The organism is Streptococcus sp. HMSC072D05 (genome assembly GCF_001815805.1).
Classification (GTDB): Bacteria; Bacillota; Bacilli; order Lactobacillales; family Streptococcaceae; genus Streptococcus.
The window spans coordinates 19,104-30,487 of sequence record NZ_KV822037.1 but is presented as its reverse complement, the minus strand read 5'-3'; the positions used below and the strand labels follow the sequence as shown (position 1 = coordinate 30,487).

11 protein-coding genes are annotated in these 11,384 nt (G+C 41.6%); all 11 read right to left on the bottom strand.

Annotation, left to right across the window (positions count from 1 at the left end):
- A partial coding sequence (locus HMPREF3057_RS05540; protein ID WP_142350349.1) for a glyceraldehyde 3-phosphate dehydrogenase NAD-binding domain-containing protein occupies positions 1–472 on the bottom strand: 472 nt, incomplete at its 3' end.
- Between the two features lie 319 nt (positions 473–791).
- On the bottom strand, positions 792–3,443 hold the full coding sequence (adhE, locus tag HMPREF3057_RS05535) for a bifunctional acetaldehyde-CoA/alcohol dehydrogenase (RefSeq protein WP_000763996.1): 2,652 nt from the start codon (positions 3,441–3,443) through the stop codon (positions 792–794).
- A 295-nt stretch (positions 3,444–3,738) separates the two neighbouring features.
- Complete coding sequence (locus HMPREF3057_RS05530; protein WP_070696784.1) at positions 3,739–4,152, bottom strand: MORN repeat-containing protein; 414 nt, start codon at positions 4,150–4,152, stop codon at positions 3,739–3,741.
- Complete coding sequence (locus tag HMPREF3057_RS05525) at positions 4,139–4,582, bottom strand: low molecular weight protein-tyrosine-phosphatase (protein WP_000724851.1); 444 nt, start codon at positions 4,580–4,582, stop codon at positions 4,139–4,141. The genes HMPREF3057_RS05530 and HMPREF3057_RS05525 overlap by 14 nt, the downstream gene beginning before the upstream one ends.
- 47 nt (positions 4,583–4,629) lie before the next feature.
- Entirely contained in the window at positions 4,630–4,950 is a 321-nt protein-coding gene (gene yajC, locus HMPREF3057_RS05520) for a preprotein translocase subunit YajC (RefSeq protein WP_025168800.1), read from the bottom strand.
- A 128-nt stretch (positions 4,951–5,078) separates the two neighbouring features.
- Positions 5,079–7,055: a transketolase gene (gene tkt, locus HMPREF3057_RS05515; RefSeq protein WP_070696783.1), complete on the bottom strand. Its 1,977-nt coding sequence runs from the start codon at positions 7,053–7,055 to the stop codon at positions 5,079–5,081.
- A 117-nt stretch (positions 7,056–7,172) separates the two neighbouring features.
- Positions 7,173–7,796, bottom strand: a complete 624-nt coding sequence (locus tag HMPREF3057_RS05510; protein WP_070696782.1) for a ribonuclease P — start codon at positions 7,794–7,796, stop codon at positions 7,173–7,175.
- Positions 7,797–7,851: 55 nt separating this feature from the next.
- Positions 7,852–8,838, bottom strand: coding sequence for an RNA-binding cell elongation regulator Jag/EloR (gene jag / locus HMPREF3057_RS05505; protein WP_000242591.1), 987 nt, complete (start codon positions 8,836–8,838; stop codon positions 7,852–7,854).
- 14 nt (positions 8,839–8,852) lie between these two features.
- Positions 8,853–9,680, bottom strand: coding sequence for a membrane protein insertase YidC (locus tag HMPREF3057_RS05500; protein ID WP_180364451.1), 828 nt, complete (start codon positions 9,678–9,680; stop codon positions 8,853–8,855).
- Positions 9,655–10,026, bottom strand: coding sequence for a ribonuclease P protein component (gene rnpA, locus HMPREF3057_RS05495; protein ID WP_000748120.1), 372 nt, complete (start codon positions 10,024–10,026; stop codon positions 9,655–9,657). Before rnpA ends, HMPREF3057_RS05500 begins: the two co-directional genes overlap by 26 nt.
- A 149-nt stretch (positions 10,027–10,175) precedes the next feature.
- Positions 10,176–11,366, bottom strand: a complete 1,191-nt coding sequence (locus tag HMPREF3057_RS05490; RefSeq protein ID WP_049519112.1) for an acetate kinase — start codon at positions 11,364–11,366, stop codon at positions 10,176–10,178.
- Between the last annotated feature and the right edge of the window lie 18 nt (positions 11,367–11,384).

Here is an 11,384-nt window from a genome sequence, read left to right as displayed (position 1 = left end):
GAGCCAAGCAGTTTGTAGTACATGAAGCACCTGAGATAACTGTTTCAGTACCGTCAAGAACGTCGTGGTTAGTGTTGAATACAACTGTTTTAACGTCGTTTCCACCAGGAGCAGTGATAACAACTTTCTTAGCTCCACCTTTAAGGTGTTTTTCAGCTGCATCTTTCTTAGCAAAGAAACCAGTTGCTTCAAGAACGATTTCTACACCGTCAGTAGCCCAGTCGATTTGTTCTGGATCACGTTCAGCAGAAACTTTAACGAATTTACCGTTAACTTCGAATCCACCTTCTTTAACTTCTACAGTACCGTCGAAACGACCTTGAGTTGTGTCGTATTTCAACAAGTGAGCAAGCATAACTGGATCTGTAAGGTCGTTGATGCGAGTAACTTCAACACCTTCTACGTTTTGGATACGGCGGAAAGCAAGACGACCGATACGGCCGAAACCGTTAATACCAACTTTAACTACCATTAGTGATTTCCTCCTTATGAAAATCATGAAAATTTTATTGTGAAAAGAGTAACTTGAATCACTACAAATCACCTTTCAACAAACCTATTATATAACTATTTGAGTTTAATTGCAAGTATGGGCGTTGATTTTCTCTCCTGCTTTTCTACTTTTTCTCCCCCTTTTCATTCATCTATTCTTTTATTTTCAAAGCATATCTCTAGAATCTTTTATAATATCTGCATATTTTCTTCATTTCAAGGTAAAACTCCGATTTCAACTCTTTCAGAGTTTACAAAAAAAGAGACAGGATCACTCCTGCCTCTAGGCTGATAAACGATTATTTACGACGTCCTGGACGTTCTGCATAACCATAGTAAGCATCTGCCATGATTTCTTCCATGTCAGCTACCATTGGCAAGCGTGGGTTCGCAGGAGAACATTGGTCTTCATAAGCAAGCAAGGCAATTTCATGCAAGCTGTCTTTCCAAGCTTTTTCATCGATTCCAAAGCCTTTGAAGTTCATTGTGATTCCAACTGCTTCACCAAGATCGTAAACTGCTTTGGCATACGCTTCAACCGCTTCTTCTGGAGTTGAGTGAGGCAATCCAAGCATTCTAGCAATATCTTGGAATTTTTCATCAGCTTTCCAGTAGTTGTACTTAGGCCATGTAGTCGTCTTAGATGGGCGAGTACCATTGTAACGGATAACGTATGGAAGCAAGATTGCGTTTGTACGTCCGTGAACAGTATGGTGAACCGCACCGATCTTGTGGGCCATTGAGTGGCTCATACCAAGGAAGGCATTGGCAAAGGCCATACCAGCCATTGTAGATGCATTGTGCATTTTTTCGCGAGCTTCTGGATCAGCTGTCTTAACAGATTTTTCCAACCATTCAAACACAAGTTTGATTGTTTGAAGGGCGATACCGTCTGTGTAGTCGTTAGCAAAGTTTGAAGTGTAAGCTTCAGTCGCGTGAGTCAAGACGTCCATACCTGTATCAGCAGCGATGAAGTCTGGAACTGACTCAACCAAAGCAGGGTCAACAATGGCAATAGTTGGTGTCAATGAGTAGTCAGCCAATGGGTATTTACGATTGTTTTTCTTATCAGAGATAACGGCAAATGGTGTTACTTCTGAACCTGTACCTGAAGTTGTTGGAATACCAATGTATTTCGCTTTTTTACCAAGTGATGGGAAGCGGAAGGCACGTTTACGGATATCCATGAATTTTTGAACCAAGTCACGGAAGTCGATTTGTGGTTGTTCGTAGAAGAGCCACATTACTTTGGCCGCGTCCATTGGAGAACCACCACCAAGAGCGATAATTGTGTCTGGCTCAAATGCTCTCATCACTTCAGTACCACGTTCTACAGTTGTGATATCTGGATCTGGTTCAACGTCTGAGAAGACTTGGACAGTTACACGGTTGCTACGTTTGTTCAATTGGTCAATAATGCGTTGAACAAAACCAAGTTTTTCGATCGATTTGTCTGTAACAATCATAACGCGTTCAATATCTTCACATGTTTGAAGGTATTGGATAGAATTGCGTTCGAAGTAAATTTTTGAAGGAACTTTAAACCACTGCATATTATTTCTACGTTTCCCTACTTTCTTGATGTTTAGAAGGTTGATCGCACTCACATTATCACCAACTGAGTTGTGTCCATATGAACCACATCCAAGTGTCAATGATGGAATGAAGGCATTGTATACGTCACCGATACCACCGAAAGTAGATGGAGAGTTCCAGATAATACGCATTGCTTTGATTTCTGTACCAAAGCGTTTAGCAAGAGCTTCGTCTTTTGTATGAATAGCTGCTGAGTGACCAAGTCCGTTAAACTCAACCATTTGGCGAGCTTTTTTAAGACCGTCTTCTGTATCTTCAGCTTTTAGGACAGCGATAACTGGTGACAATTTTTCACGAGTCAATGGTTCTTTCGGTCCTACTTCTGCACATTCTGCAGCCAAGATGTTTGTTCCTTCTGGAACGCTGAATCCTGCTTGTTCAGCAATCCATGCTGCTGGTTTACCAACGATGTTTGCGTTTAGTTTAGCACCTGCACAGTTTTTGCTGTTTGCTTTCACGCCGAAACAGAATTCTTCAAGAAGCGCTTTTTCTTTCTTGTTTACAAAGTAAGTGTGATATGATTTGAATTCTTCTACAAATTCGTCATATACTTCTTTATCAATGATAACCGCTTGTTCTGATGCACAGACCATCCCATTATCAAATGATTTAGACATAACGATGTCATGAGCAGCTTGACGAAGGTCAGCAGATTTTTCTACATAGGCAGGAACGTTTCCGGCACCTACCCCAAGAGCTGGTTTTCCACATGAGTATGCAGCTTTAACCATAGCGTTCCCACCAGTTGCAAGAATAGTTGCAACACCTTCGTGGTTCATTAGCGCTCCAGTTGCTTCCATAGATGGCTTTGTAATCCATTGAACACAGTTTTCAGGTGCGCCAGCTGCGATGGCTGCATCACGAACGATTTGTGCTGCGTGAGCTGATGATTCTTGAGCTGATGGGTGGAAGGCAAAAACGATTGGGTTACGTGTTTTCAAAGCAATGAGTGATTTGAAAATCGCTGTTGAAGTTGGGTTTGTTGTCGGAGTGACACCACAGATTACCCCTACAGGCTCCGCAATCTTTGTCAAACCTGTAATTGGATCATCTTCAATAACTCCAACTGTTTTAACTCCACGCATATTGTTCACTACGTGTTCGCAGGCAAATAGGTTTTTTGTCGCCTTGTCTTCAAATACTCCACGACCAGTTTCTTCAACTGCGTGTTGTGCAAGGATACCGTGCGCGTCAAGTGCGGCAACCGAAGCTTTTGCCACGATATAGTCAACTTGCTCTTGGTTCAACTTGCGCATTTCATCAAGCGCAACCAAGGCTTTTTTCACGAGACCATCGACATGCTTTTCAGCAGCAAGTTGTTTTTCCTCTGGGGTTACTGTTTTTTTATCAGCCATATTATCCTCCATAGCCTTTAAGGATGTTATCCTTTGTTAATTATTTCACAAATTTATTATAACTCTTTTTTTATGCTTTGTAAACAGTTTCATGAGCATTTCACAAAGAAATTTTCTAAGATTGTGATTTTTTTCTCAATATGGCTACGCAACAGAGTTTTGCTTAGACGATTGTGAAATTATGGAGAAAATTTTTTTATTTCACAAAGTTTTTCTAGTTGAGAGTTAGTTATCGAATTCAAAAGTAGAAAGCGTTTTCTTTTTAGATTTTGAAAATAGTCTCCTAACTTGGAGACTACTGTTTTTGTTGAAAAACGCCTTGTTTAAAGGTTCCTTCATAAACAACTTCTTGCTCTGTCGTCAACTTCCCTTGACCTTCAGCCTGACCGTTTACAAAATCACCTTCGTATTTCCAGCCATCTTTTGATTGGAAAGTTCCTTTCCCGTTAAAGGCTCCATTATTGAAATCACCTGTATATTGGTCTCCGTTTTCAAAGGTCAGGGTCCCTTGACCATTCATTTTCCCTCGTACCAAGGTGCCATCATAAACAAGAGCTCCACCATCAAGTGTCAGGACACCCTTTTTTGGAGTGTTTAGTAGAAAAACTGATACGGCGCAGATAGCGATTAGAAGAACGGTTGCAATCTCTATACGCGGGCGAGTTAGATATACTCGATATTTTTCAAAGATTTTTTTAAACTTTTCCATTGTCACTCTCATTTTCTAAACGGTCTAACCAGCTTTGGCATCCACTTGTGATGCGCGCATAGGTTTCCTCAAAATCTCCTGTGTACCATGGATCTGGAACACTTTCTGCCGCAAAAGAGTAGATCTTGTACTGTAGTTCCTGAGGGCACATGTGACGCAGATCTGAAACGTTTGAAGCATCCATACCGATAATGTAATCAAATGATTCAAAGTCCTCTCTGCCAATCTGAAGCGATGTTTTGTCTTTGTCATACGGGATCTGATACTGCTGAAAAATCCCCTGCGTCCCCTTATGAATCGGATTGCCATGTTCCCAAGATGACGTTGCCCGACTCTCGACTTGGTAAGCGCTCGTCATGGACTTCATCACAAACTCTGCCATGGGACTTCGGCAAATATTTCCTAAGCAAACAAATACTATTTTTTTCATCCCTTTTCCTCTTGTCTCATAGAAAAACGGGAGTGACAGGTCCCGTTTTATTCTTCGATTGCTCCGCCTTCGTCAACAACTGTTCCTTCTGGTGTCACAGCTTCTTTGAGTGGCAAAACGGTCTTGATCGCAGCCAATTCAAAGGTCAAATAAACCCCATCTACATCCAGTACGATTGTACCTTTCTCAGTATCTACTTCATCCACTGTTCCGTAAAGCCCACCAATTGTAATGACTTCATAGCCTTTTTGAAGCTTGTTCAAGCTTTCCATACGCTTTTGTGCTTGTTTCTTTTGAGAACGTTGCATAAAGAACATCAAGGCAAACATACCTACAAGCATGATCAAAAATGTTAAATTTGGACTAATATTTTCCATAGTATTTTCTCCTTTGTATTTTACATAGGACTACTATATCAAATTTCAGCTACTTTTACAAGATTGTGCCTTGTTTTTATGGTTATAAAAAATCAGAGTTTTCACTCTGATTTTTGTGATTATTTCAAGTTTTGAACGACTTTGACTAGATTTTCAACTGTAAATCCGTACTCTGCCAATACTTTTGGTGCTGGGGCAGATGCTCCAAAGGTATCAATACCGAGAACTGCACCATCAAGACCAACATACTTGTACCAGTTTTGAGTTGCACCCATTTCAACTGCAACACGACGGCGAACTGCATTTGGAAGGATTTCTTCCTTGTAAGCTGCATCTTGTGCGTCAAAGACATCTGTTGATGGCATGCTGACTACACGGACTTTTGCACCTTGGCTAGCCAATTCTTTGGCAGCTGCGACCGCCAAATTCACCTCTGAACCTGTTGCAATCAAGATTGTATCAAAGTCTGCTGCATTTTCATAGACAACATAGGCACCTTTCGCAACTTTGTCAAAGTCTGTTCCTTCTTCGACAGTCAAGTTTTGACGTGTCAAGACAAGGGCAGTTGGTGTTTTTTCGCTTGTCACGGCAAGGTACCAAGCCGCTTGAGTTTCACGCGCATCTGCTGGGCGGAAAACATTCAGATTTGGCATAGCACGGAGACCTGCTAAGTGTTCAACTGGTTCGTGAGTTGGACCATCTTCACCAACTACAATCGAATCGTGGGTAAAGACATAAGTCACAGGAAGTCCTTGCAAGGCTGACAAGCGGACAGCTGCTTTCACATAGTCAGAAAAGACGAAGAAAGTACCACCGTATACACGAAGTCCACCGTGAAGGGCCATCCCGTTCAAGATCGTTCCCATTGCAAATTCACGAACACCAAACTGAATGTTGCGGTTCAAGCGATTAGCATCGTCTTGAAGTCCATCAGTCTTAATATAAGTCATGTTTGAGTGAGCAAGGTCAGCTGAACCACCTAGGAAGGTTGGCAATTTAGTAGCTACAACGTTCAAAGCATCTTGACTTGAGTTGCGAGTTGCTTGAGAAAATCCATTTTCTAAGGCTGGGAAGTCTGCTGGAGTCACTTTAACTGGATCACGGCCGTCGATGATGGCTTCTACTTCTGCAGCCAGTTCTGGATGAGCTTCTTTATAATCAGCAACTAATTTAGTCCAAGCTTGATAAGCTGATGCGCCACGATCTGCAACATTTTCTTTGAAATCAGCGTAAACTTCAGCTGGGATTTCAAATGGTTCATAGTCCCAACCAAGAGCTTGGCGAGTAGCCGCAGTTTCATCTGCTCCAAGAGGAGCACCGTGTACCGCATTAGTTCCTTGTTTGTTTGGAGAACCGTATCCAATAACAGTCTTCACTTCAATCAAAGATGGCTTGCCTGAAGCTTTAGCTGTTTCGATAGCAGCATGGATAGCTTCCAAGTCTGTTCCATCTTCAACCAAGGCTGTATGCCAGCCGTAGGCATTGTAGCGATCACGAACACTTTCAGTAAAGGAATCCTTTGTCTCACCATCCAAGTTGATGTCATTCGAATCATAAAGAACCACCAACTTATCAAGTTTTTGTAAGCCTGCGTATGAAGCTGCCTCACTTGAGACACCTTCCATCAAGTCTCCATCTCCACAGATCACATAAGTATAGTGGTCAAAGATATTATAGCCTTCGCGGTTATATTTGGCTGCTAAGAAGCGTTCTGCTTGGGCAAAACCAGTAGCAGTAGAAATCCCTTGTCCTAGAGGACCAGTTGTAGCGTCAACCCCTGCAGTATGACCAAATTCTGGGTGACCTGGTGTTTTTGAACCCCATTGGCGGAAGTTCTTGACTTCATCCATGCTAACATCTTCAAAACCAGAAAGGTGAAGAAGGGCATAAAGAAGCATAGAACCGTGTCCTGCTGAAAGAATAAAGCGATCGCGGTTGATCCAGTTTGGTTGAGCTGGATTGATACGAAGTTGCTTTGTAAAGAGGCTATAGGCCATTGGAGCAGCCCCCATAACCACCCCTGGGTGACCTGAGTTTGCTTTGTTGATGGCGTCAATACCTAGAAAACGAATTGCATTAACAGATAGATTTGACATAGAATTTCCTTTCTCTTTGAGGTGATTAATAAATCACACATCCTATTTTACTATTATATGAAAAAATGCATAGAATAGCAATAAAACAATTTGCGTTCATCTAACACATTTGGTTTTCTATTCCCTCGTCACTTCATAGTACGGAAGCAAGCGCGTATAAGCGTCTTCTAGCTTCTCCAATATCGCTTCTACTGACTGATTTTCAATGAGGGAAACATCTGACTTAACCAACACTTTACGGACTTCCTGACTTCTCACCTTCTCGCGTAAAGTACGACGATTCTCCTCAGTAGCCTCCACCTTATGACTTTCCCCATTTGAATAGACTAGATAATAAATTCCTTCTACCACTGGAAGTTCTAAGACCTTGGCTTGCTTGTCTAAGGTCTGTTCGTCTTTCTTGCGCTCGATGAAACTGACTTCCAAAGAAATCCCAAAGTCAGCAGGTGTTCCATACAAACGAAGAGCCATCATAGGTTCTGTCACTTGTCCGTCTCTCTGAAGATAGGCCCAGAAATGTGGCCGCAAGCGTTGCGCTTGGTTCATCCACTGACTAGTCTGTTGCAATTGCCATTCTGGATGACTAGCTTGAAAGGTTTTAGCCAGTTCTGTAAAAGACTTCCGAGCCTCTTGACCTTTTTTCCGCAAGGTCAACATCTTTTCTCTTTCATCGCCAGCTTTATCAGGATTAAGGTACTGGACCCCTGCAAATGATAGGTATTCTCTAACTGCTTTCAGCATATCTGAATCTTTCCTTTCCTAGCAAAAAATCAGGACGAACCTGATTTTACTTTGCTTATTCTGCATCTACGACAACATAGCGATTTGGCTCGTCGCCTTCAGAGTAACTCGTCACGCCATCCATGCGTGAAATAATGCGATGGATTATCTTGCGTTCGCTATTTGACATTGGATCAGTTTGTTGACTACGCCCTTCCTCTAAAACGCGAGTCGCCAATTTTTGAGCGTAGGTTTGCAAGACTTCTGCACGGTGTTCAACATAATCATTGACATTGATCGTGATGTAGAAGGTTCTTGAATAGCGGTTATAAAGATAATTTTGAGCCAATAGTTGCAAGGCCTTCAAAACTTTACCATGATAACCGATAATACGGCCTGGTTCATTGGTGTCAATTTGAAGATTGATGGTGCGGCGATTGTAGTCGCTTGAAATCGTCCCTTCAACATCCATATCATCTACAATGGTTTGAACGTAGCTAGCTACTTCAGTTGCCACTTGTTCGATGTCATAACTTGGTTCTACTTTCAAGCCTAAATCTTCCAAAGATTGACTTGTTGCTTCCTGCGTTTCAGTTTCTTTTTCTGGAGCAGATTTCACTTCCTCGGTAGTATCCTCTGGTTCCAATTCATTTAAAATTGAAATATGGCCTGTTTCTTCCAAAATCGTGCTGGCGTGCTTTTCATTTTTCAGGATTTCAGCCTTGACCTCTTCAGAGACACCTTGACCTTCTTCTTCAATCTTCTTGATGGCTTCAACCACATATCCCAAATCAACTGTCGCTTCGCTGACGGTTTTCACTGGTTCATTTTTTTCATTAACTTCTTTTGGAACCCCTTTAATGGCCTGCTGGTTGGCTTTGATTACTGTCGTTTCACTAATGGCTTCGATATCAACTTGAGCTGGCTTCTTACCAAACAAGCCTAAAAATCCTTTTTTCTCTTTCGAAACGACCTTGATGTGGGCCTTCATTCTTGGAATGTCTAATTCTTTCAATCCTTTTTGGATTGCTTCTTCAACCGTTGAACCTGTAAATAATACCATTATCAGATTCCTCCTTATTTTTTCTTTTTCTGTGCTTTTTTCAAAGCTCTTCTCTTCTTGCCTTCTAAATCTTTTTCTGCTTGCGCCACTGCTTCTCTTTCGGCAATAATCTTGAAAGGATTGTTCAAGAAATAGGTTTGCAGAACTTGGTAAGCATTGGATACGGCCCAGTACAAGGCTACACCACTTGGGGCGGAGATGGCAAAAACAAAGATCAATACAGGCATACCATACATCATCCCTGTCGTAGCTCCACTTTTTTCGGACAAAGCTTTATTCGATAACCAGCTACTCAAGAAGGTAAAGACTGCCGCCAAAATCGGAAGGACAAAACTTGTATCTACTCCTCCCAAATTAATCCATAAAAAGTGACCTGTTTTCAAAAAGTCTACTCGACTCAAGGCTTGAAAAAGTGCCAAGAGAACAGGCATTTGTATTAAAATCGGCCAGAGAGAGGATGAATGTTTGATCCCTAACTCTTTATAAACCTTACGCATCTCCTGGTCTAGCTTGGTTCTACTTTCCATATCACGACCTGGGTATTGCTCTCGCAAAGCCTTGATGCGTGGTTGAGCCTCTTGCATTTTTCTAGAGGCAATCATCTGTGTCTGAAAGACCGGTAATAGAATCGTCCGGATCAAAATCGTGAAGAGGATAATCCCCACTCCGATACTAATGTCAAAGGACAAAAAGCGGATAATTTCAGCAAAAAAATAAACGAATTTGCTCCAAAAGTCTGTCGAATCTGCTGTTATATCGCTAGCTGTACCATTTGTTGCACAGGCTGTCATGATAAACAAGGACAAGCCCAACAAACTAGTCAACTGTAGTTTCTTTTTCACTCCCATTTCCTTCCTGGTAAATCTTTGATAACTTTAATACGTGGAGTAGGTTTTTCTCCATCTCTGCATATTCCAAGGTTTCCACCCCTTTTCGGGCAATCACGACAAAATCAACATGCTCTACTAAACTCCCTTTTACACTTTGTAGAATGTGCCGGATTCGTCTCTTGATTTGATTTCTGGTAACTGCATTCCCCAGCTTTTTACTGACGGACAGTCCTACTCGAAAATGGTTTTGCTGGTTTTCCAATTGGTAGACAACAAATTTTCGATTGGCAAAACTTGTTCCGTCCTTGAAAATCGCCTTAAAATCTTTCTCTCTTTTTACACGAAAGCTTTTCTTCAAAACTCAACTCCATCTATTAAATTACTACTATTATACCATATTTTTTGAAAAAGCCAATAACAGCAAGGTTTTAGACATTTTCTACATAAAAAAAGCTGGAAAATCTCTTTCCCAACTTCTTTTCACAATCTAATTTTACGTGTATTTGCTTATTTTTTCAAGCGCTCAACATCGCGTGCAATCACCAATTCCTCATCTGTTGGAATAACCAAGACACGGATTTTCGCTGCGTCAGTTGAGATGTCTCCCGTTACGCCAAAGACGTTCTTTTCTGGATCCACATCACAACCAAACCAAGAGATACCTGAAATGACATCCTCACGAACCAAAGCTGCATTTTCACCGATCCCTGCTGTGAAGATAATCGCATCTGCTCCATTTAGGACTGCAAGATATTGGCCGATATGTTTTTGGATACGATCGACATACATTTCATAAGCCAAAGTTGCATCATGGTCTCCTGCTTCCATGGCAGCAATCACATCACGCATATCGCTTGACTGACCAGAAACTCCCATGAGCCCTGATTCACGATTGAGAACGCGACTAATATCTTCTGGGGTATTGAAATCCTCTGTATATTGCATGAGATAAGGGATGATAGCAGGGTCAATATCCCCTGTACGAGTTCCCATCATCACACCGCCGAGTGGTGTGAATCCCATAGAAGTATCCACAGACTTCCCACCCTTAACAGCTGTGATAGAAGCCCCGTTACCAATATGGCAGGTAATCAATTTCAAATCTTCTAGAGGACGACCCAAAAGTTTCGCTGCTTCTCCTGCGACAAACTGGTGGCTTGTACCATGAGCACCGTATTTACGAACCTTGTTTTCCGTGTAGTATTTAGTTGGTAGAGGATAGCGATAAGCCTTCTCTGGCATGGTTGTGTGGAATGAGGTATCAAATACGACAACACTGGTAATATCTGGAAGCAATTCCTTAAATGCGCGGATTCCAGCTGCGTTAGCTGGATTGTGAAGAGGAGCCAAGAGTCCCAACTCCTCAACTTTTTCTATCACATCTCCCTCAACAACTGTTGATTCCTTGAAATATTCACCACCTGCAACGACGCGGTGTCCGACACCTGTAATCTCATCGTACCCTTTGATGATGTCAAAACGAATCAAATCATCCAATAAAATTTTAACAGCTTGTGTGTGATCTTCAATATCAAGAATTTGTTGCTCCGAACGACCGTTAAATTTTACTGTTGAAATTGAGTCTTTCAATCCAATACGTTCAATCAAGCCTTTAGCCAAAACTTTTTCCTCAGGCATTTGATAAAGTTGCCATTTCAAGCTTGAGCTTCCTGCATTGATTGCAATTGTTTTTGTCATAAGATGATACCTCTTTTT

What these genes read in the sequence shown, in the direction of transcription:
- adhE (WP_000763996.1), bottom strand. Translation starts at nt 3,443, where the DNA reads ATGGCTGATAAAAAAACAGTAACCCCAGAGGAAAAACAACTTGCTGCT.
- HMPREF3057_RS05530 (WP_070696784.1), bottom strand. Translation starts at nt 4,152, where the DNA reads ATGGAAAAGTTTAAAAAAATCTTTGAAAAATATCGAGTATATCTAACT.
- HMPREF3057_RS05525 (WP_000724851.1), bottom strand. Translation starts at nt 4,582, where the DNA reads ATGAAAAAAATAGTATTTGTTTGCTTAGGAAATATTTGCCGAAGTCCC.
- tkt (WP_070696783.1), bottom strand. Translation starts at nt 7,055, where the DNA reads ATGTCAAATCTATCTGTTAATGCAATTCGTTTTCTAGGTATTGACGCC.
- HMPREF3057_RS05510 (WP_070696782.1), bottom strand. Translation starts at nt 7,796, where the DNA reads ATGCTGAAAGCAGTTAGAGAATACCTATCATTTGCAGGGGTCCAGTAC.
- jag (WP_000242591.1), bottom strand. Translation starts at nt 8,838, where the DNA reads ATGGTATTATTTACAGGTTCAACGGTTGAAGAAGCAATCCAAAAAGGA.
- HMPREF3057_RS05490 (WP_049519112.1), bottom strand. Translation starts at nt 11,366, where the DNA reads ATGACAAAAACAATTGCAATCAATGCAGGAAGCTCAAGCTTGAAATGG.